The organism is Anaerostipes sp. PC18, assembly GCF_039789045.1.
Classification (GTDB): Bacteria; Bacillota; Clostridia; order Lachnospirales; family Lachnospiraceae; genus Anaerostipes; species Anaerostipes hominis.
The window spans coordinates 735147-755778 of the sequence record NZ_CP121164.1; the positions used below are offsets into that span (position 1 = coordinate 735147).

The 20632-nt window shown below is 43.6% G+C and carries 21 protein-coding genes; 20 read left to right on the forward strand and 1 reads right to left on the reverse strand.

All coding sequences use genetic code 11. The features are described 5' to 3' along the window. Positions 1–5: 5 nt before the first annotated feature. The 8 genes from folP to P8F77_RS04065 all read left to right on the forward strand — a co-directional run bounded on the left by folP (position 6) and on the right by P8F77_RS04065 (position 8973). A complete protein-coding gene (folP, locus tag P8F77_RS04030) occupies positions 6–812 on the forward strand; it encodes a dihydropteroate synthase (RefSeq protein WP_270431662.1) in 807 nt (268 codons plus the stop codon). Between the two features lie 13 nt (positions 813–825). Beyond that, positions 826–1653 (forward strand): 2-amino-4-hydroxy-6-hydroxymethyldihydropteridine diphosphokinase, encoded by an 828-nt coding sequence (gene folK / locus P8F77_RS04035; protein WP_287518551.1) that lies wholly within the window; start codon positions 826–828, stop codon positions 1651–1653. After that, positions 1650–2780 carry a chorismate mutase gene (locus P8F77_RS04040; protein ID WP_148459866.1) on the forward strand — a complete coding sequence of 377 codons (1131 nt, stop codon included), beginning with the start codon at positions 1650–1652 and terminating at the stop codon, positions 2778–2780. Before folK ends, P8F77_RS04040 begins: the two co-directional genes overlap by 4 nt. Before the next feature lie 51 nt (positions 2781–2831). Beyond that, positions 2832–5330, forward strand: coding sequence for an alkaline phosphatase family protein (locus tag P8F77_RS04045; RefSeq protein WP_024728422.1), 2499 nt, complete (start codon positions 2832–2834; stop codon positions 5328–5330). Between the two features lie 117 nt (positions 5331–5447). Then, on the forward strand, positions 5448–6734 hold the full coding sequence (locus P8F77_RS04050; protein WP_024728421.1) for an adenylosuccinate synthase: 1287 nt from the start codon (positions 5448–5450) through the stop codon (positions 6732–6734). Between the two features lie 63 nt (positions 6735–6797). Beyond that, the gene (lepB, locus tag P8F77_RS04055; protein WP_024728420.1) at positions 6798–7352 is read left to right on the forward strand and encodes a signal peptidase I; all 555 of its coding nucleotides are present in this window, start codon (positions 6798–6800) and stop codon (positions 7350–7352) included. Positions 7353–7364: 12 nt separating this feature from the next. Next, positions 7365–8501, forward strand: a complete 1137-nt coding sequence (locus tag P8F77_RS04060) for a hypothetical protein (protein ID WP_024728419.1) — start codon at positions 7365–7367, stop codon at positions 8499–8501. Positions 8502–8592: 91 nt separating this feature from the next. Next, on the forward strand, positions 8593–8973 hold the full coding sequence (locus P8F77_RS04065; RefSeq protein WP_024728418.1) for a RidA family protein: 381 nt from the start codon (positions 8593–8595) through the stop codon (positions 8971–8973). Positions 8974–9183: 210 nt separating this feature from the next. Here P8F77_RS04065 and P8F77_RS04070 read toward each other — a convergent pair whose 3' ends face one another. Further along, the gene (locus P8F77_RS04070; protein WP_024728417.1) at positions 9184–10605 is read right to left on the reverse strand and encodes an MATE family efflux transporter; all 1422 of its coding nucleotides are present in this window, start codon (positions 10603–10605) and stop codon (positions 9184–9186) included. Between the two features lie 93 nt (positions 10606–10698). Between P8F77_RS04070 and P8F77_RS04075 the strand changes: the two genes are divergently transcribed. The 12 genes from P8F77_RS04075 (at position 10699) to P8F77_RS04130 (ending at position 20616) form a co-directional block, all read left to right on the forward strand. Continuing rightward, positions 10699–11250, forward strand: a complete 552-nt coding sequence (locus tag P8F77_RS04075) for an alpha-amylase family glycosyl hydrolase (RefSeq protein ID WP_024728416.1) — start codon at positions 10699–10701, stop codon at positions 11248–11250. A 17-nt stretch (positions 11251–11267) separates the two neighbouring features. Continuing rightward, complete coding sequence (locus tag P8F77_RS04080) at positions 11268–11543, forward strand: hypothetical protein (RefSeq protein WP_235824592.1); 276 nt, start codon at positions 11268–11270, stop codon at positions 11541–11543. Further along, positions 11528–11677 carry an alpha-amylase family glycosyl hydrolase gene (locus P8F77_RS04085; RefSeq protein ID WP_235824593.1) on the forward strand — a complete coding sequence of 50 codons (150 nt, stop codon included), beginning with the start codon at positions 11528–11530 and terminating at the stop codon, positions 11675–11677. The genes P8F77_RS04080 and P8F77_RS04085 overlap by 16 nt, the downstream gene beginning before the upstream one ends. Positions 11678–11769: 92 nt before the next feature. Continuing rightward, positions 11770–13863 (forward strand): PTS sugar transporter subunit IIA, encoded by a 2094-nt coding sequence (locus tag P8F77_RS04090; RefSeq protein WP_024728414.1) that lies wholly within the window; start codon positions 11770–11772, stop codon positions 13861–13863. 237 nt (positions 13864–14100) lie between these two features. Next, positions 14101–15366 carry a PTS transporter subunit IIC gene (locus tag P8F77_RS04095; RefSeq protein WP_024728413.1) on the forward strand — a complete coding sequence of 422 codons (1266 nt, stop codon included), beginning with the start codon at positions 14101–14103 and terminating at the stop codon, positions 15364–15366. 11 nt (positions 15367–15377) lie between these two features. Further along, positions 15378–15821, forward strand: coding sequence for a PTS sugar transporter subunit IIA (locus P8F77_RS04100; protein ID WP_024728412.1), 444 nt, complete (start codon positions 15378–15380; stop codon positions 15819–15821). Between the two features lie 25 nt (positions 15822–15846). Next, positions 15847–16149, forward strand: coding sequence for a PTS sugar transporter subunit IIB (locus tag P8F77_RS04105; protein WP_024728411.1), 303 nt, complete (start codon positions 15847–15849; stop codon positions 16147–16149). Between the two features lie 35 nt (positions 16150–16184). Then, complete coding sequence (locus P8F77_RS04110; protein ID WP_024728410.1) at positions 16185–17234, forward strand: galactitol-1-phosphate 5-dehydrogenase; 1050 nt, start codon at positions 16185–16187, stop codon at positions 17232–17234. A gap of 40 nt (positions 17235–17274) precedes the next feature. Continuing rightward, complete coding sequence (gene rpe / locus P8F77_RS04115; RefSeq protein ID WP_081723885.1) at positions 17275–17925, forward strand: ribulose-phosphate 3-epimerase; 651 nt, start codon at positions 17275–17277, stop codon at positions 17923–17925. Beyond that, positions 17922–18971 carry a galactitol-1-phosphate 5-dehydrogenase gene (locus P8F77_RS04120; RefSeq protein ID WP_024728408.1) on the forward strand — a complete coding sequence of 350 codons (1050 nt, stop codon included), beginning with the start codon at positions 17922–17924 and terminating at the stop codon, positions 18969–18971. Before rpe ends, P8F77_RS04120 begins: the two co-directional genes overlap by 4 nt. A 13-nt stretch (positions 18972–18984) precedes the next feature. Next, positions 18985–19524, forward strand: coding sequence for a 6-phospho-3-hexuloisomerase (gene hxlB / locus P8F77_RS04125; RefSeq protein ID WP_024728407.1), 540 nt, complete (start codon positions 18985–18987; stop codon positions 19522–19524). Between the two features lie 195 nt (positions 19525–19719). Further along, positions 19720–20616 carry a sugar phosphate isomerase/epimerase family protein gene (locus P8F77_RS04130; RefSeq protein ID WP_024728406.1) on the forward strand — a complete coding sequence of 299 codons (897 nt, stop codon included), beginning with the start codon at positions 19720–19722 and terminating at the stop codon, positions 20614–20616. Positions 20617–20632 lie beyond the last annotated feature (16 nt).

Sequence of the window (20632 nt, forward strand, 5' to 3'; positions counted from 1 at the left end):
TGGATATGAAGATAGGCAAAAGACAATTTGATATAAAAAACCATGGATATATTATGGGGATACTCAATGTGACTCCGGACTCTTTTTCGGATGGAGGAAGATACACCCGCCTGGATGCAGCTCTGAAGCATGCGGAGCAAATGCTTGGCGAAGGGGCGGATATCATTGATGTCGGAGGGGAATCCACCCGCCCGGGACATGAAAAGATCACCGCAGATGAAGAGATCGAGAGGACAGCTCCGGTGATTGAGGCCCTGAGAAGAGAGTTTGATCCGGTCATTTCCCTGGATACATACAAGTGGCAGGTGGCTAAAGAAGGCATCCGTGCAGGCGCTGATATGATTAATGACATATGGGGGCTCAAGTGGGACGGAAAAATGGCTCCGCTGCTGGCCAGGGAAGGCCTTCCGGCCTGCCTTATGCATAACCGGAAGAATACAGATTACAAAAATTTTTTGAGTGATGTGATAAAGGATCTCAGGGAGACTATGCAGACTGCCGAGGAGGCCGGCATGCGGAAAGAACAGATACTGCTGGACCCGGGCATTGGATTTGCAAAGACTTTGGAACAAAATTTGATGCTCATGAACCATTTGGAACTTCTTCTTGAGTTTCAGGTGCCGGTACTGCTCGGTACATCCAGAAAATCTATGATTGGATTTACTCTGGATCTGCCGGCAGATGAGAGGACAGAGGGTACTGTGGCCACTACGGTGAGCGGATATATGAAAGGCTGCCGGATGTTCCGGGTTCATGACGTTAAGGAAAACAGGCGCGCCCTCACTATGATCGAGGCAATCTGCCGTTATTAAAGGAGCGGGGAAGATGGATCAGATTATTATAAAAGAGCTGGAGATTTACTGCAATCACGGCGTATATAAAGAAGAAAAAGTCCTGGGACAGAAATTTCTTGTGTCCGCAGTACTGTATACAGATACAAAACGGGCCGGCAAGAGTGATAAAATAGAATATTCCGTCAACTACGGGGAAGTATGCCATCGGATTCGGGAGATCATGGAAGGAAATACCTTTGATCTGATCGAACGGGTGGCGGAAACAATTGCAGAGCGGCTTCTTAAGGAATTTGACTTGATAAAGAAGACAGAGGTGGAAGTTAAGAAACCGTGGGCTCCGATTGGACTGCCGATTCAGAGTGTTTCTGTAAAAATCGAGAGGCAGTGGCACCGGGCGTATATCGGAATCGGTTCAAATATGGGGGACCGGATGCAGTATATAAACGAAGCGGTAAAACAGATGAAACAGGAAGATGATCTCAGGATGGCCTGTATGTCAGACCTTGTGGAGACAGAACCTTACGGATATACGGAGCAGGATAAATTTATCAACGGATGTATCGGTATCGATACATTGAAGACGCCTGAGGAACTCCTCGGATATTTGCAGAGACTGGAAAACAATGCGGGCAGAGAACGGCTCGTGCATTGGGGCCCCAGGACACTGGATCTGGATATTTTGCTGTATGATGACATAGTGATTCATGGGGAGCATTTGACCATACCTCATACAGAGATTCCGAAACGGAGTTTTGTTTTGGAGCCTCTTGCACAGATAGCACCTTATGAGAGGCATCCACTTCTGAACAAAACGATCCTGGAGTTAAAAGATGCTTTGGAGGAAAAGGAAGAAAAATGAGAGATTTACTTGACATAAGAAAGGACATAGACCGGATTGACCGAAAGATCGTCCGCCTGTTTGAAGAGCGGATGCATTGTTCCGAAGAGGTTGCGGAGTATAAAAAGGGAACAGGCAAGCCGATCTATGACAGGGAGAGGGAACAGCAGAAGATAGAGGCACTCACCGGCGAAGTCGGACCGGAGTTTTTAAAGAAGGGGACAGAGGAACTCTTTTTGCAGCTCATGTCCATCGGGCGCAGATACCAGTATAGTCTCCTGTCGGAAGAAGACAGTTACGTGCGCAAAATGTTTAAAGAGGTAGATAAGCTGGAGATCAACCGTGATACAAAAGTTGTATATCAGGGGATTCCCGGAGCGTATCAGGAACAGGCCATGATTCAGTTTTTCGGAGAGAATATCAGCCATTTTACGGCCGATGAGTTTAAAGATGTGGTCGTGGCAGTGGATGAGGGAAAGGCAGATTATGGTATCCTGCCCATCGAGAATACTTCCGCAGGTACTGTGAGCGGCATTTATGATCTTCTCCTGAATCATGACGTATGTGTAGTCGGAGAAGAGACGGTAGAGTGCAATCATGCTCTTGTAGGCATCAGGGGAACAGATCTTTCCAAGGTGACCAAGGTATATTCACATCCACAGGGACTGATGCAGTGCAAACAATTTCTGGACGAGACCGGATGGGATCAGGTCCGCATAAGGAATACGGCGGTGGCGGCCAAAAAAGTTGCTGATGACAATGACCCGACCAAGGTTGCAATTTCCAGCGAGCGGGCGGCAAAGCTCTATGGACTGGAGGTACTGAAGCGCAATGTGAATTACGAAGGAAATAACTGCACCCGTTTTGTGGTCATGTCAAAGAAAAAACAGTACCGGGGAGATGCCGGGAAGGTGAGCATCAGTTTTTCTCTTCCGCATGAGACGGGATCTCTTTATAACATTCTTGCACATTTTATGTTCAATGATGTCAGCATGACGAATATTGAATCCAGGCCGCTTCCGAACAGGCAGTGGGAATACGGATTTTATATAGATGTGGCCGGAAACTTAAATGAACCGGGCATACGCAATGCTCTGACCGGCATCCGGGCGGAAGTAAAAGATTTTAAAATACTTGGAAATTTTTAAGGAGAGAGAGGGGCAGGCTTAAAAAAATACAAAATTAGGTGGGAAGAAAACATGAACAGTAAATCAAATGGTTTCAAAGACAAACTAGGAAAAATTCATAACTTTATTCATAAGTTTGGAAAATATTTTATCATTGTGTGTCTGATCTTATTCTGTGTTCTGTGTATCAAGAATAAAGATCAGTTCGCGGAGCGGGTGGCAAAAGGCGTGCCTGAAAGCGGTATGGAAAAGATCCCGGTTGCAGATGGAGATACGATCACGCAGGAATTCAAAGCTAATTTTACTATGGCAGAAAAATTAGAATTCCGTATAGGGAGAAACTTTGGTGATGCAAGGCCTGGAAGGATTGAACTGAGTATTAAGGATTCCAAAGGAAATATTATTTTTCACGTAACTCCGACCATGGAAGAAGTGGATGGAAGAGCTGAAATAAAAGCCACGATGAGAAGAAGAGAACTGGATGAAGATCGTTGGTATAAGGCAATCGTAAACCAGAAACTAGAGAAAGGCGAAACTTATACTTACGAGATCAAGGGGGTCGGAATTAAGAAAGATGATCCGCTGTATATTTATACGTCCAGAGATATGGGATCAATTTTTGAGCCGCTCATAAAAAACGGACAGAAAACAGAGATCCGTCTTTGTGCAAAAATGTGGACTACTCAAATTGATATGTGGGCCATTGGTCTGACGATTGCAATTGCATTAGGATTGATCGTGCTCTTGCTTGTACAGATTAAAATTCCTGAAAAGCTGAATAAATGGATGTCATGGGCATTATTCATCGTGAATCCGTGGCTGGCTTTTTATATGGTGGAAAAAGTATTCTACAATCCGATCAGCGTTATGGGAGTTTTTTCTTATGCGCTGAATATCATCTGGTTCTATGTTATTTTTGGAATTCTGCTTTTGATCTTTAACAGGACAAAATACGCAGTCATTGTAGGAGATTTACTTTTATACGGATGTGCCATCGGTAACTACTTTGTTATGCAGTTCCGGGGAACTCCGATCACACCGGCAGACATTTGGGCGTTCGGTACCGCGATGGATGTGGCAGATCATTATACATTGTCTTATAATAAAGCAGCCATTGTTGCAACAATCATCTGCCTCGCACTCTGTATCATTGCATGGAAACTGGATACTATAAAAGCATTCCGATGGAAACAGCGGCTGATTGCACTGATTGTAGTGGCAGCAGTTACAATAGGACAGAGCTTTCTCTGTACGAGAGTAAATTTTTTGGAATCAAAAAATGTAAAGGTAGAATTCTTCAATCAGAAAAAGGGCTATAAAAGAAATGGCTTTGTGTTAAGTTTCCTCCTGAATGTGCAGTATCTCCTCGGAACGGAACCGGAAGGATACAGTGTAGATAAGGTAAAAGACATTGCCAAAAATTATGAGGTGACAACCGGACAGAATAAGGCTCTGAAGCAAAAACCAAATGTGGTCGTCATCATGAACGAGACATTTTCTGATCTGAATGTGGTCAACAAGATCAAGACAAATAAAGAAGTGATGCCTTATATCAATTCCATGAAAGAAAATACGATCAAGGGCGATATGCTTGTATCGGTATTCGGAGGAGGAACAAGCAACTCTGAGTATGAGTTCCTCACAGGAAACTCAGTGTCTTCTCTTCCGCTGAACGGAAATGCCTATACACAGTTTGTAAAACACGAAGTGCCGAGTCTCGCCACCCAGTTAAAAGAACAGGGATATGACACGACCGCATTCCATCCATATAAGCCGAATGCATGGAACAGACAGAGCGTGTATCCGCTGCTAGGATTCGAGAACTTCCTGGATGAGTCATCCTTGGATGAATCCAAAGTCAGGAGAATCAGAGGATGGGTCAGTGATGAGTCTGATTACGATAAGATCATAGAGACGTTTGAGAATAGAAAATCAGATAATCCTCTGTTTATGTTTAATGTAACGATTCAGAACCACGGCGGATATCTGCTTCCGGACGATAACTTCAAGCAGGAAATTACGATTGAAGACGAGAAGAAGACAGAGCCTGCAGAGCGCTATCTGTCTCTGATCCATGAATCCGACCGGGCATTTAAAAAGCTGATCGATTATTTTAAGGATCAAAAAGAGCCGACCATCGTTGTGATGTTCGGGGACCATCAGCCGAAACTGGAAGATGAGTTTTATGAACTTCTCTACGGAAAGGACTTAAACAGTCTGAGCATCAAGGAGATGCAGAAGAAATTTACCGTTCCGTTTGTCATCTGGGCAAACTATGATATCAAAGAACAGGAAAATGTAAAGCTCACCAGTGTCAACTATCTGTCCACGCTGATGCTCAAGCAGACAAATTTAAAACTGACTCCGTATAATCAGTATCTGGAAGAACTGGAGAAACAGATCCCGGCGATCAATGCCAACGGATATGTGACAAAAGACGGTAAAAATGTTGCGACCCAGGATGAGGAAGATAAAGATAAATGGCTGACAAACTATCAGTATCTGCAGTACAATTCCCTGCTGGATTATAAACACCGCGTAGATTCCTTCTTTTCTGTGAAAGAAAAGTAGGAATCTCCCTGCGGATTCTTGACACATGAGACAAAACAATATAATATTAAAATGTTGTTCGCTTTATGCAAAAGAAAATGGCGAGGACACGTCATTGATAATTAGGAGGATACACATATGGTTAAAGCAATAGTTGGAGCTAACTGGGGCGACGAAGGAAAAGGTAAGATCACGGATATGTTAGGTGAGACTTCTGACATTATCGTGCGTTTCCAGGGAGGAGCGAATGCCGGGCATACCATCATTAACGACTACGGAAAGTTCGCGCTTCACACGCTGCCATCCGGTGTATTCTATGATCATACAACCAGTATTATTGGAAACGGTGTGGCACTGAATATCCCTGTGCTCTTTAAGGAGATTGGGGAAATCGTCTCCCAGGGTGTGCCAAAGCCGAATATCCTCATTTCCGACCGTGCCCAGATCGTTATGCCGTACCATATCCTGTTTGATGAATACGAGGAAGAACGATTGGGGAAAGGGTCTTTCGGATCTACAAAGTCGGGGATCGCACCGTTTTATTCAGACAAATATGCAAAGATCGGCTTCCAGGTCAACGAGCTGTTCGACGGAAAAGCGTTAAAAGAAAAACTGATCAGGATCTGTGAGACGAAAAATGTTTTGCTTGAGCATCTCTACCACAAACCGCTTCTCAACCCGGATGAGCTGTATGAAACACTGATGGAGTACAAGGAGATGGTAGCGCCGTATGTCTGCGACGTATCCCTGTTCCTTCACAAAGCGATGAAAGAAAACAAGACCATTCTCCTGGAAGGCCAGCTGGGCTCGTTAAAGGACCCGGACCACGGTATTTACCCGATGGTGACATCCTCTTCTACTTTAGCGGCATACGGAGCCATCGGTGCAGGTATTCCGCCATACGAGATCAAGAAGATCGTCACCGTAGTCAAGGCATACTCAAGTGCCGTAGGAGCAGGTGCCTTCGTCAGTGAGATTTTCGGGGAAGAAGCCGATGAGCTCAGAAAACGCGGCGGAGACGGCGGCGAATTCGGGGCAACGACCGGACGTCCGAGAAGGATGGGATGGTTCGACACCGTGGCTTCCAAGTACGGATGCAGGATGCAGGGAACGACAGACGTGGCATTTACTGTGCTCGATGTCCTCGGTTATCTAGAAGAAATTCCGGTTTGCGTCGCTTATGATATTGATGGGGAAATAACTACCGATTTTCCGACAACCGGTGATCTGGAGAAAGCAAAACCGGTGATCGAAGTACTTCCGGGATGGAAGAGTGACATCCGCGGAATTACAAAATATGAGGATCTGCCGGAAAACTGCAGAAAATACGTAGAGTTCGTCGAGGAGAAGATCGGATATCCGATTACTCTGATCTCCAACGGACCCGGCAGACATGAGATTATCCGCAGAGGATACACAGACTAAAAATGAAAAAACCTCTTTGCAGATACGGCAAAGAGGTTTTTTGCAAAGGTATAGGAGACATCTATGGAAAAAGAACAGGAACAAGAGAATAAGAAAAAACAAAACTTCAGGAAAGAGGTCAGAAGCTGGATTGTCTGTATTGCTGCCACTCTGGCTATTACTTTGTTTATCACAAATTTCGTCATAGTCAATGCCAGTATACCAAGCGGTTCCATGGAAAATACCATCATGACCGGAGATAAACTTATTGCATTCAGGACCGCATACCTGTTCAGTGAGCCTGAACGGGGGGATGTGATTATATTTGAGTATCCGGATGATGAGTCGGAGTGGTATATTAAGAGAGTTATCGCGCTTCCGGGAGAGACGATCGAGGTAAAGGACGGAAAGGTTTATATCAACGGGAGTAAAAAGCCCCTGAAGGAACCTTATATCAAAGAGGAGCCTGTGGACGATTTTGGACCGTATAAAGTGCCCGGGAACGGGTACTTTGTCATGGGAGACAACCGGAACAGTTCCAATGACGCCAGAGAATGGCAGACCCACTATGTGACCAGGGAAGAGATCATAGGAAAAGCGAGCTTTCGATATTATCCGTCTCCGAAGTGGATCAAATAAAGGAGTGAGACCATGAAAAGAAAAATTAGGATTCTTATGCTGGCAGCGGCAGTTATGCTTGCTCTGGCAGCGTCCGGATGTCAAAAAAAAGCTGAACGAGAGCAAAAGCCTTTTGTATCAGAAAAAGAACTGAAAGCATTCATAGGAGAGACGACCAAAAAAGACGAGGTTTCGGACTTTCCAAAACTGGACTACGCTTCGGACCAAAGGGTGATGTTCCATAATTCCCAGGGCTTTTATGTCTTTGACATGAAGGAAAAGAAAGTCACCGCAGCTTTGGATCTGGTAAAAATGAAATTATTTTCCGAGGATGGAGAGACCGAGACGAAGATTATTGTATCCGGCGACGGAAATGTGGTACGGCTTTTAAGAACAAAAGGGGAAGATACGGTTAAGGACTATTTCTATGATGTGAAGGAACAGACTTTGTCTGACCAAAAACAGGCCTTTGATGATGTCTATGAAGGAGATATTCAGAAGACAGGTGAAAAGAAGTTTGCCGGACACTCGAAGGAAGAAGTGATCCGGGAGCTGATGGAGCAAGGACAAAATGACTCCAATGCGATGATCCAAAATGACCGCACCGTAGATTTTCTCGGTTATCCATCCGGGGTATATATGAAGGAAGATCAGATGTTTAAAAATGTTTCTCTGATCCAATACGATGTTAAAGCAAAAAAGAAGTCTGTGACTCCTCTGTTTGACGGATTTGTAAAGACCGATCAGGAAACGGACGCCTCAAAGCTTGTCTTTGAAGGCAGCCGTTTCATGAAATTCAGCGAAAACGGAGTCCTCTACTTCGATGTGGATGCTATGCAGAAGACCGGCGGGACAAAGGGTACATTCGGAGACCTTGTCATCGGAAATGTCTTTCAGTCAAAGAGCGGAAAGCTTACGGTCTCATTTGAAGATATTTCAAAGGCGGATCTTTCGTTGAAACCGGTGCTGTCACTGAACAACATCGATGAAAAAGGGGAACCTCAGATGATGGAATTAAAAGAAGGCAGGAATACTTATACGTTCAGCGGTCTGAAAAAAGAATTATTTTATTATATTGACTACTATGCAACGAAAGATGCCCCGGATGAAAAGAGCATGAAAAAGACCGATCAGCAAAATAAAAAGCTCAGGGTGAGCATAAGTAGCTAAAAGCATGGACGCGGGATACAGTCTGTGCTATAATATTGATACAAAAAAATTGTATGAACCTAATTATTTTTTGGAAAGTGAGGAAGCAGGTATGACATGTGAAACCATCAATGCACAGAAAGCTCCCGCAGCAGTGGGACCGTACTGCCATGCGGTAAAAGCGAGTGAATTTGTGTTTACTTCAGGACAGCTTGGGCTGGACCCGGAGAACGGAACTCTTCCGGAAGGAGTGGAAGCCCAGGCGGACCAGGCGCTGATCAACCTGGACGAAGTGCTGAAAGCGGCAGGATTATCGCTGGATGATGTGATCAAGACTACCGTATTTTTAGACGATATCAATGATTTTGCGGCAATCAATGCAATTTATGAGAAGAGGTTCGGAGACAATAAACCTGCCCGTTCCTGTGTGGAAGTGGCGGCACTCCCCAAAGGAGCCCTTTTTGAAATAGAAGCGATCGCAGCTGTTAAATAACATTATCACCGAAGAAAACCCGATTTCCTGTAAATGTGAATTCAGGACCCGGGTTTTTTTATTGCTGGTGGAGTGTAGTAAAAAAATTTCGATACAAAAGGAATGAAGATACGGGAGATTGCCGGCAGGATACTCCGGGAAGTGACGGGGAAAGTCCATATGAATATCAGGAGGGATGCTTATCGAGCAGTCCCTCTTGATTTTAAGAAACTAAGCTTTCATTTCCTCCTCCGCAGGGTTGCCCTGTTCAGATTCTCCGGGAGTATACACGAGCAGTTTTTTTGACGTAAAATAAAAAACTCCGGTGGTGACGGCAGAGGCCAGAATATCTGCAATCGGTTCTGCGGTGAAGATTCCCGTTGTGCCAAGAAATAACGGCAGGATCAAGGCCAGAGGGATCAGCAGGATGATTTTCCTCAGAAGGGCCATAACAAGAGAAATTTTTGCCCTGCCCAGTGCCATAAAAGTATTCTGGCAGGCGTACTGTGCCCCGATAAACAGAAAGCCTCCCATGAAAATGCGGATCATGGGTCTGCCGAGCACAGAAAGCTGCCTGGCCGCCTCACCGCTGGAAAACAGATATATATAGATCTGGGGAACTGCCATGGAGAGGGCCCAGATTCCAAAGGTGTAGGCCACAGTGATAACAAATAACAGCCGAAAGGCCTTTTTTACCCGGTCCATATTCCGGCTTCCATAATTAAAGCTGATGATCGGCTGTGCACCCTGGGCGAGTCCAAGGGCGGGCATGGATAGAAACTGCATGGCGCTTATGGCAATGGTCGTGACGGAGACCAGGGAGTCTGCGCTGGCACCGCCGTAGCGTTTCATTCCTGAATTTAATGTGATCTGTACCAGACTTTCCGTGGACTGCATAATAAACGGCGCGATTCCCAGGGCGATGACAGGGAGAAGAACTTTTGCTTCCAGCCTGAGATTTTTACGGCGGATCTTCAGATCCGTTTTCTTTCCGGTTAAAAAACCGAGGACCCAGGCCGCAGAGATACCCTGGGAAATGACGGTGGCTAAGGCGGAGCCCTTGACACCGAGACCCATTACAAAAATAAAGATTGGGTCCAGCACGATATTTAAGACAGCCCCGATCAGCACTGTGAGCATACTGGTCCTGGCAAATCCCTGGCAGGTGATAAAGCTGTTCAGGCCGAGAGAAAACATGACGAAAATGGAGCCGAGCAGATAGATGCTCAGATAGTCATTGGCATAAGGCAGTATATTGTCTGTCGCTCCAAATATGGAAAGCAGGGGTTCTTTTGCAAGGTAAAAAAACAGGGTAAGGGGAACGGCCAGAGCAATCAAAGCCGTGACGGCATTCCCAAGAATCTTTTCTGCCCCGTCATAATCCTGCTGTCCCATTTTTATTGAGACTCTGGGACTTCCTCCCATACCGATCATGGAGGCAAATGCAGAGATAATCATAATGATCGGAAAAGCAATTCCAAGCCCTGCAATGGCAAGAGGCCCTTCTCCTCCCGGAAGACGGCCGATGTAAATGCGGTCCACCATATTATACAGCGCGTTTATGATTTGGGCGGCAATGGTGGGAACAGCCAGCTGGAACAGTAATTTGCCCACAGGCATGGTTCCAAGGGCTGTTTCGTTGTTCGTATTCAAAAAATCACTCCTATCATATGAAAAATGTCACTCTTTTATTTTACATTGTTTTTTCAATGGGAGCAATTCTTTTATTCAGGAAAGGTGTAGGTTATGGACAGTCAGAAAGGGAAGCAAGAGATCGTATATCAGGTATATCCTAAAAGTTTTTGCGACGGTAACGGGGATGGGATCGGAGATTTAAGAGGGATTCTAAAGCGTCTTGATTATCTTAATGATCTGGGAGTGACTGTGCTGTGGATCTGTCCGGTCTATGCTTCACCGATGGAGGATTTGGAAAAACTCATATATGAGGCGGGGATCAGGGGGATGAAAATAATGATGGATCTGGTACTCAACCATACATCGGATGAACATCTGTGGTTTCAGAATGCGCTGAGGGATCAAAAAAGCAGATACAGGGATTATTATATATTTAAGAAATCCCGGGAGGGGCGCCCTCCGAGCAATTTAAGGTCTGTTTTCGGGGGATCGGTATGGGAGCCCGTTGAGGGAGCGGAGGAGTATTATTTTCATTCTTTTTCAAAAAGACAGCCGGATCTTAACTGGGAAAATGAAGACATGAGAAAAGAACTGTATGAAATGATACGGTGGTGGATGGAAAGGATGGACTGTCCGGCTGTTTTCCGTATACAAGGAATGTAAAAGGGATTGAAGTTTTTTTGGGAGAACTTAAAAACGAAGTATTTGACCCATTAGACTGTATCACTGTCTCGGAGGCCGTAGATGTACCATATTCATCGCTTGGGGATTATATCGGGGAGCAGGGATGCTTTTCTATGATGTTTGATTTCAGTTATACAAATTTCGATCTGGAAGGGAAAGATGAGAAATGGTATAAAAGAAAAGCATGGACAGCAGAAGAATTCAGAGAGTTACTGTTTAAAAGCCAGGAAGAGATTCAGAAGACCGGATGGCCGGCATGTATTTCTTTTTGAGGGGAACCCCTTTTATTTATCAGGGACAGGAATTAGGAACAACAAATGTGTGGAAAGATTCTGTCAGTGAATTTGATGATATTGAGAGCAGGGGGCAGTACCATGCAGATGATATAAAAAATTTCTATACTTAAGAAGAAATTCATTCTTTTTTAATCTATTCCATTAGGATACAATGAAATAGATTGTTACTGTTTTGCCAGATAAATAATTGGAGGTAATTAGAATGAACCAGCGGAGCACTGAGATTGTGCAGTTATTAAGTAAAGAGAAGGATGAGATTACAGTCTCAGGATTTGCAGAATATTTTCAGGTGTCTCAGAAAACCATCCGCAATGATCTGAAGGAAATCAATACAATCCTGGGTCAAAACCAGCGGGAGGAAGTTGTGATAAACAGCGGGGGCAGGATCAATCCGCCGGAGAATTTTAAGGAATCTCTGTCATTATTGCTCGAAGGGGACTTCTACAGCTATAAATTATCCAGGGAAGAACGGAAACAGGCAGCATCTGCTATGATCGTAAATTCTAACGATTACATTACCCTTGCAACCATCGCCGACCATTTATTTGTGAGCAGGGCAACGGTAATCAACGACCTGAAAGATATCAAGGCATTTATAAAGGAAGGGAACTTGAAGGTGATCTCTCACGCCAATAAGGGACTTCGTATAGAAGGTCCGGAGAGCGAAAAGAGAAAATTTCTTTTGAATCTGCTTCGTCCGTCTGTGTCTATTTATGAGAACCATAAAAATGTAGTTGCTGAACATGTCAGTGTACAGGCAGGTGACTCCAGTGTAATACAAAAGATCCTGGGGGAACAGGAACAACGCTATAAGAAATATCTGGATGACAGTTCCTTTCAGGAGATTGTTCTCTATTTAAGGATTATGATAAATCGCAATCAGTCGGGCGAATTTTTGGAGACGCAGCCGGATGAAAACAGTGAGAATTATATGTTTGCCCTGGATACATTAAAATATATCTCTCAGTACTGCGATGTTGTTACAACAGAGGATGATATAAAGTGTTTCAGCAGCTTCCTGGACGGCGTGCGGTATATGAAACATAACACAATTAATAAGAATACAGTGATTATCCAAATGATCACAAGACAATATATTGCCGGTATTTCCTCGGAATTGGGAATAGATCTGAATACAGATTATGAGTTTTTTGAGAATCTGTCCAATCACCTGGAATCCATATTTTCTGCACCGCCGATCGATTACCAGGAAGTTAATGTGATAAATGAGGTGCTGGAAGATAATCAGGATGTACTTGAGGCGGTCATAAACCAGATGTTTGTTATCTACCAATATACAGAGCGCAAATTAAATGAAATAGAAATAAAGTATATTGCGATTCATGTGTGTGCGGCGATTGAACGAAAGAAGAATAAGGAAGTGGCTTTTCGTGTGATCGTAGCCTGTCATGCAGGCATCGGAACATCCAGACTATTACTGGAAAAGCTGAAAAGACATTTTAAATTCCGGGTTGTGGATGTAGTCTCTGCCCATGAAGCAATGAGTATTGAACCCAATTCAGCTGATTTTGTGATTTCTACAGTTCCGCTGGAAGGCTGTTCGTTAGAGTATGTTGTAGTATCGGTAGCCTTCAATGATGCAGACTACATACGTGTGGGAAACAGAATTGATGCGCTGAGAAACGGCAGAAATCTTCCGGTCAGAATGGAGGAAGATGGGTTAAGTGCGAAGGGCCTGATCGACGAGGTCCGTCCCCTTGTATACAGAATGATTGAGCCGGAAGATAGAGCAAAGGAGTTTATGAAGGAACTCCGCGGAGTGGTGCGGGGGTATTTTAAACAGTCTGTAGAGAGTGAGGCGGAGATCTTGTCCCCATATCTGCATCATTTGCTGCCCGCAGCAAACATTGAGGTGGATGTAGAGTGTGAAGACTGGAAAGATGCAGTGCGCAAGTCTGGTGAGAAACTTGTAGAACGAGGCTATATTGAACCAAGATATATAGATGCAATGATCCACAGCATCGAGGAATATGGTTCCTATGTTGTGTTGTCGGAAGGATTTGCCATGCCGCATGCGAAAGTAGAGGAAGGCAGCATCCGCCTTGGTATGTATTTCATCCGTCTAAAGAATCCCGTGCCGTTCGGGGTCGAAGGACTGGACCCCATAGAGTTTGTATGCTGTCTGAGCGCCATTGATCATAAGAGTTATTTAAAGGCATTTTTCAGTCTCGTAAATATGCTGAGGGATGACGAGTACAGGCGGCTTCTGCATGAGGCAAAGAGCTCTGAGGAGATTGCAAGAATGATTGAAACATATGAACACAGCAGTGTTTAAATAACAAAAAAGCATTGGTCGGATTTATTTCTGGGAGAGGAAATAAATTCGACCAATTTATTTTATTTCCAGGTCCGGAAATGGATTCGACCAAACTAAAATTTTTCCCGGAAGGGGAAATACCTTTCACTGTTTTTGATTTTATATGCATGATACTATGTATTTGTAAATGAGAGATGGGAAGCCGGCCGGCAGATCTCAGCAACACAAATACTAAAGTAAAAAGTGGAGGTACATATGGAAATACTATTAAAGTTTTTTCAGGGATTTGTAAATTTGGGGGCAAGTGTTCTGCTTCCGGTCGTAATCGCAATATTAGCTGTTTTCTTTGGCATGAAAGCAGGACGGGCGATTAAAGCCGGCTTATTGGTAGGGATTGGTTTTCAGGGGCTTTGTTTAGCGGTAAATTTACTGATTACTTCAGTGACACCGGCGATGGAATATTATGAAAAATTAGGATCAGGATATGACACATTGGAAGTTGGATTTGCAGCACTGGGTGCAGCATCATGGACCACACCATTTGCAGTTCTTGTAATTCCGTCAATTATCCTTGTCAATATCATTTTAGTCCGCTTAAAGGTTACAAAGGTATTAAATGTTGATATCTGGAATTTCATGCATTTTCTTGTGCCGGGAGCACTCGCATATGCTTTGTTTGGAAATGCTGTCATTGGATTTTTAGTTGCTTTTGTCTGCGGTATTATTGTTCTGTTTTTTGCTCAGTGGACTGCGAAACCCTGGCAGGAATTTTTTGGACTGGAAGGGACAACATGTACATGCCTGTCTTTCGTAGCATGGGCTTATCCGATCGGCTACGGATTAAATAAGATCATAGACAAAATTCCGGGACTTAACAAGATTGATATAAATATGGATAAGGTGGGACAAAAGCTTGGAGTGTTTGGCGATCCTGCAATCATTGGTGTTGTAGTAGGAGCTTTTCTTGCAATCATTACAAAGCAAAGTCCTGGAGAAACTCTCACAATGGCAATGGGTGTTGCGGCAGCTATGGTATTGATCCCAAGAATGGTATCCATCATGATGGAAGGATTATCTCCGCTGGGACAGTCCGCAAATGAATATATGCATAAAAAAATCGGAGAAGATGCAGATATTTATATTGGTATGGATATTGCACTTGGTTTAGGTGATCCAACTTGTATTACATGTACTGCGATTATGATTCCGATTACCATACTGCTTGTATTTCTTGTACCGGATATGAGATTCTTTCCACTTGGATTATTAGCTGAGATCTGTTATTTGGCACCTATGGTCGTTTTGAGCAGCAAGGGAAATCTATTTCGCTCACTGATTGCAATGACTATTTTGATGTACATAACTCTGTTTTTGGCGAATATGTTTATTCCGGAAGCCACAAGCATGATGTCTGTTACGAATGTAGATTTTGGAAAAAGTGTCACGGCATCTCATTTTGGATGGAATCCCGGCAATGTAGTTGTATCAATTATTCATAGAATTATGGCGATGTTCGTATGAGGGGGCTCTAAATGAAAACTAGATATTTGGTAATTCACGGGACAGCAGCTAATAGTGAAGAAGCAATTAAATTATGTGGAGATGCCTTATATAAAGCAGGTATTGTTGAAAAAAATTTTGGAGTTCTTTGTGCCCAACGTGAAAAAGATTTCCCAACAGGGCTTCCTACAGAAATTCCAACAGCCATTCCTCATGTAAAAGATGAAGGGATTACACAGAACGCAATCTGTCTGCTGAAACTCAACTGTCCGGTAACCTTCAAACGACTGGACGATGATACAGAAGAAGTGAAAACAGATATGATTTTCAATCTGGCGATCAAAGATGCCAATGAACACTTAGCAGTGCTGCAAAAAATGATGGCATTTTTGAATGATCCGGAAGTCTTATTAAAATGTAAAAAACTTTCAAATAAAGAAACGGAGGCTTATCTTCAGGAAAAATTAGGATCATAATTAATCACAGTAAAGGAGAAGAATTATGGCAAAAGAAGTGAAAGTATTAGTAGCATGCGGCAGCGGTGTGGCAACGTCAACCATTGCCCAGGAAGAAATCAAAGAGATTGCAAAAAATGCAGGGGTGAAGATCAGATTGGTGAAAGGGACGATTGCAGAAGTTCCCATCAAACAAAAAGACGTAGATGTAGTTTTTACTACTGCCAATTACCGAAATCCGCTTGAAAAGCCGCATCTCAGTGTGTTTGGGCTTGTCTCCGGACTGAATAAGGAAGCATCAAAAAAGAAAGTTGAAGAATTGCTTAAAACGATTTCAGAAGAGTTATAAAAGCCCGAATATGTGAAAGGATCAGGTGGTTATAGATGAAAGCAGGAGTTTTACTCGCAAGAGATGACATAAGATATGAGGAAGTACAGACCCCGGAGCCAAAAGCCGGGGAAGTGCTTGTAAAAGTAAAATATTCCGGGATCTGCGGTTCAGATGTACCCCGGGTAAATGAAGACGGAGCCCACTTCTATCCGATCATTCTCGGACATGAGTTCTCAGGGATTGTGGAAGCTGTGGGAGATGGAGTGACAAAGGTAAAGAAAGGCCAGCGGGTCGCCGGAGCTCCATTGGTCCCGTGCATGAAATGTGAAGACTGTATGAAAGGTGATTATGCACTCTGTAAAGACTATAGTTTTATCGGGACAAGACAAGCAGGAAGCTATGCAGAATATATCTGTCTTCCGGAGCAAAACGTGGTTCCTTTTAAGGATACAGTATCCTTTGAACAAGGAGCGCTGTTTGAACCGGCGGCAGTTGCGCTCCATGGATTAGAGTGTCTTCCATATGAGGGAGGAAAGACTGTTGCTGTGCTGGGCGGAGGAACGATCGGACTGCTTGTCATGCAGTGGGCAAATATTTTCGGATCTGCAAAGACTGTTGTATTTGATATTGACGATGAAAAAATTGAACTGGCAAAACAGTTGGGAGCAGCCGATGGCGTAAATACCTTAAAAGAAGGTTTTATGGAAAAGGCCATGGAACTGACGGATCAAAAAGGCTACGATTATATTTTTGAAACGGCAGGAAGTACTGTGACAATGAAGATGGCATATGAACTGGCGGCAAATAAGGCTGGAATCTGCTATATCGGAAAACCTACAAGAGAATTAACCTTTACTGTGAAAGAATGGGAGAACATGAACCGTAAAGAGTTCACTATGACAGGGTCCTGGCTATCTTATTCTGCTCCGTTTCCGGGACATGAGTGGGAGTGTGCGGCACACTATTTTGCAACAGGACAATTAAAGGGGGAAGAATCCCTGATCTATAAGAAGCTTCCGCTTTCCAGGATCGCAGAAGGATTTGAGATGTTCAAGACCCGGGGAGCAGTAAAAGGAAAGATTTTAATTGACAGTGAAGCATGATCATAAGGCGTCTGAAGAGATAAAAGAAAGAGGTTTGACCGTGAGAAAAATAAAACTATCTCCATCCATCTTTGCAGCAGACTTAGGAGAATTAAAAAACCAGATCAAAGAATTAGAAGACAGTCAGACAGAACTGCTCCATGTGGACGTGATGGACGGACATTTTGTGGAGCGGATGGCATTTGGAGCAGATCACATTAAGGCACTGAAATCAATGACCGACATTCCGCTGGATGTTCATTTAATGATCGAACATCCGGAAGTACATATTGACAGCATTGCTGACGCAGGGGCAGATATCATAACGATCCATCAGGAGTCGACCGCAAGGGTGTTAAGCTGTCTGCATAAAATCCGTAACCGGGGCATCAAGGCCGGCATCGTGCTGAGTCCAGGGACGCCGGAAGAGACTATTAAATATTTATTGGATGATGTAGATATGATCCTTCTGATGAGTGTAAATCCCGGGGAAGGCGGACAGCATTTCCTGAGTTCAACCGTGAAGAAAATTAAGAATGTCCGGGCAATGATCGGAGACCGGAATATTGATATTGAAGTAGACGGAAGTATTGATCAAAAGACAATAAAACCATGTTATGAAGCAGGAGCAAATGTTTTTGTATCCGGGGGATATTTATTCAAAAATATTAAAGAGAATACAGAGGCTTTAAGAAAGGCAGTGAGAGGATGAAAGCTTTAACATTTTATGATGTACAGGATTTAAGATATGAAGAGGTTCCTGATCCTAAAATTGAAAAAGACGATGATGTTATTGTAAAAGTGAAAGTAGGCGGAATTTGTGGTTCGGATATCGCAAGATACCGCAATCTGGGACCTTATGTAAAAGGGAATGTCTGGGGGCACGAATTTTCAGGAGAGGTTGTAGAGGCCGGTCCTGCCGTTACAGAATTAAAAGTCGGTGACCGGGTGGTAGGATGCCCAAACCTGGTTTGTCATGAATGTGAGTACTGCAAAAGCGGATATCCATCAAGATGTGAATCTTTAAATACCATTGGAGCATATGTTCCGGGTGCATTTGCAGAATACATTAAAATGCCGGCCGTCAATCTTGTCAAGATGGTGGAAGGTATGACCTTTGAGCAGGGTGCATTGGTAGAACCGGCAACGGTTGCGATTCACGGATTATATCAGACAAACATTAAAATGGGATATGAAGTTGCCGTTGTGGGATGTGGAAATATTGGACTGATGGCAATCCAATGGGCCAAAGCATTTGGGGCAAAGAAAGTGTTTGCCATTGACATCGATGATGCGCAATTACAGGCTGCTGAGGATTTTGGCGCTGATGTGCTAATTAATTCTGCTGATATCGATTTCCATGATGAGATCAGAAAATATGGAAATGGCGTGGATCTGGCCATTGAATCAGCAGGAAATCCTTTTACTGCTGCAAGAGTGCTCGGGCTGCCGAAAAAGGGCGGGGAGGTTGTATACATGGGAATTCCATATGCGGATGTTCCGGTTCCAAGATTTTATTTTGAAAGAATTATGAGAAACGAATTAAATATCATCGGTTCCTGGTGTACCATTTCTGCTCCATATCCGGGAGAGGAATGGAACAATGCGGTAGAATATATCGGAAACAAAAAGGTGGATGTTCTTGGAATGGTTACGCATAAAGTGAATTTAAGCAAAGGCCCGGAGATGTTTGAAAAGATCATTGCCGATCCAAAGGGATTCGGAAAAGTTCTGTTATATCCGGAAGAAATCATGTAAAGAAGGTGGTATTTTGGGAACGAAAGTAATTATAAAAGAATTAGAACAATCAGCTGACAGAATTCCTGAATATCAGATTTCAGATCTGATCCAGAAGATTAAGTCTCATAAACGGATCTTTGTTTATGGGACCGGAAGATCAGGATTAATGTTAAAAGCCCTTGCTATGAGACTAATGCAGATTGGCCTGGATGCATATGTAGTGGGAGAAACCACAACACCGTCTGTAGAAAAGGGAGATTTGCTGATCGTGGCTTCTGCTTCAGGAGAAACAGGCAGTGTTTGTATGACGGCACAGTCGGCAAAGAATCAGGGTGCAGATTTAGTCGTCATTTCTTCAGCAGCGGAATCGACCTTGAAAAAGATCCAGACACCGAATATCACAATTGAATCTGCAACAAAATTTGCTGTGTCTGACACAAGCATCCAGCCTCTGGGCAGTTTGTTCGAACAGATGCTGCTCATAGTGTTTGATGCGGCAGTATTGGAAATAAGCCGGGAAAAGCCGGGAAGTAATGACGATATGGCAAAGAGACACGCAAGTCTGGAGTAGCTTGTGACAGAAATCTTTCATTCTATAGGAAAGACATTGTTACAACAAAGTGATAAAGGAATGATTCCTATAGAATAAAAAACCCTCCGGGGGATGCAATTGCGTGCACAGGGGAACAATGTCGCCAGAGCGACCGCACGCAGTGCGAGAGTTTCGCAAGCGAAACTCTATTTCAGAAAAACAAGGAGAATAGAAATGCAGAATAATATCGGGTTACAAACAGCATATTGGAATGGAACAACTCCTGAATTGGATATTTATAAAATAATTGACTTAACAAAAAAAGCCAATATGGATACCATTGAACTGAAAGCAGGCGATTTTGTTCCTTTGACGGCACAAGACAGAGGGAAACTTAGTAAATATATAAAAGATGCAGGGCTTTCAGTGACGATCAACGGGACTGGACTCAGACCGGAAAGAGATGTTTCCAGTTCGGATAAAGAATCCCATCAAGCAGGCATCAAACATTTATGTCATATGTTGGATCTTTGTGTGGAGATGGGCGCAAAACTTTTTTCCGGTATCCCGTATGGTTTGTGGAATACACGTCCGGAAGGAGAAAATATTACAGAAATCAAGAAGGTCCGTACAGCAAACGCAGTCAAAGGATTAACCGAAGTTGCAAAACATGCCCAAAAAGTCGGCGTAACAATTTGTTTGGAAATTGTAAACCGTTTTGAACAGTATACAGCGAATACTGCAGGAGAAGGGATTGCAATCTGCGAAGCAATTGGCAATGACTATTGTAAGCTTCTTTTAGATACGTTTCATATGAACATTGAAGAAGATTATATTCCGGATGCCATCCGTACGGCCTATGAAAAGGGATATCTGGGCTATCTCCATATTGGAGAAAGCAACCGTAAGATTCCTGCCGGAGAGAGAAAGACCAATATTGACTGGGTAGCTATTGCAGAAACGATCAGAGAGATCGGTTTTGAAGGACCTTTGGTAATGGAACCATTCGTTCTCGATACGTCCGCAAGTGCTAAGAGTGTATCCCTTTGGAGAACGATCAAAGCAGCAGATGATATTGACGGACTTGTGGCAGATGCCGCCGCGGGAGTGAAATATTTAAAAAGTCTGTAATGATGGGAGGGGAAGA

Bases quoted from the DNA above. Each gene is read 5' to 3' on its own strand.
- folP (WP_270431662.1), top strand. From the start codon at position 6: ATGAAGATAGGCAAAAGACAATTTGATATAAAAAACCATGGATATATT.
- folK (WP_287518551.1), top strand. From the start codon at position 826: ATGGATCAGATTATTATAAAAGAGCTGGAGATTTACTGCAATCACGGC.
- P8F77_RS04040 (WP_148459866.1), top strand. From the start codon at position 1,650: ATGAGAGATTTACTTGACATAAGAAAGGACATAGACCGGATTGACCGA.
- P8F77_RS04045 (WP_024728422.1), top strand. From the start codon at position 2,832: ATGAACAGTAAATCAAATGGTTTCAAAGACAAACTAGGAAAAATTCAT.
- P8F77_RS04050 (WP_024728421.1), top strand. From the start codon at position 5,448: ATGGTTAAAGCAATAGTTGGAGCTAACTGGGGCGACGAAGGAAAAGGT.
- lepB (WP_024728420.1), top strand. From the start codon at position 6,798: ATGGAAAAAGAACAGGAACAAGAGAATAAGAAAAAACAAAACTTCAGG.
- P8F77_RS04060 (WP_024728419.1), top strand. From the start codon at position 7,365: ATGAAAAGAAAAATTAGGATTCTTATGCTGGCAGCGGCAGTTATGCTT.
- P8F77_RS04065 (WP_024728418.1), top strand. From the start codon at position 8,593: ATGACATGTGAAACCATCAATGCACAGAAAGCTCCCGCAGCAGTGGGA.
- P8F77_RS04075 (WP_024728416.1), top strand. From the start codon at position 10,699: ATGGACAGTCAGAAAGGGAAGCAAGAGATCGTATATCAGGTATATCCT.
- P8F77_RS04085 (WP_235824593.1), top strand. From the start codon at position 11,528: ATGTATTTCTTTTTGAGGGGAACCCCTTTTATTTATCAGGGACAGGAA.
- P8F77_RS04090 (WP_024728414.1), top strand. From the start codon at position 11,770: ATGAACCAGCGGAGCACTGAGATTGTGCAGTTATTAAGTAAAGAGAAG.
- P8F77_RS04095 (WP_024728413.1), top strand. From the start codon at position 14,101: ATGGAAATACTATTAAAGTTTTTTCAGGGATTTGTAAATTTGGGGGCA.
- P8F77_RS04100 (WP_024728412.1), top strand. From the start codon at position 15,378: ATGAAAACTAGATATTTGGTAATTCACGGGACAGCAGCTAATAGTGAA.
- P8F77_RS04105 (WP_024728411.1), top strand. From the start codon at position 15,847: ATGGCAAAAGAAGTGAAAGTATTAGTAGCATGCGGCAGCGGTGTGGCA.
- P8F77_RS04110 (WP_024728410.1), top strand. From the start codon at position 16,185: ATGAAAGCAGGAGTTTTACTCGCAAGAGATGACATAAGATATGAGGAA.
- P8F77_RS04120 (WP_024728408.1), top strand. From the start codon at position 17,922: ATGAAAGCTTTAACATTTTATGATGTACAGGATTTAAGATATGAAGAG.
- P8F77_RS04130 (WP_024728406.1), top strand. From the start codon at position 19,720: ATGCAGAATAATATCGGGTTACAAACAGCATATTGGAATGGAACAACT.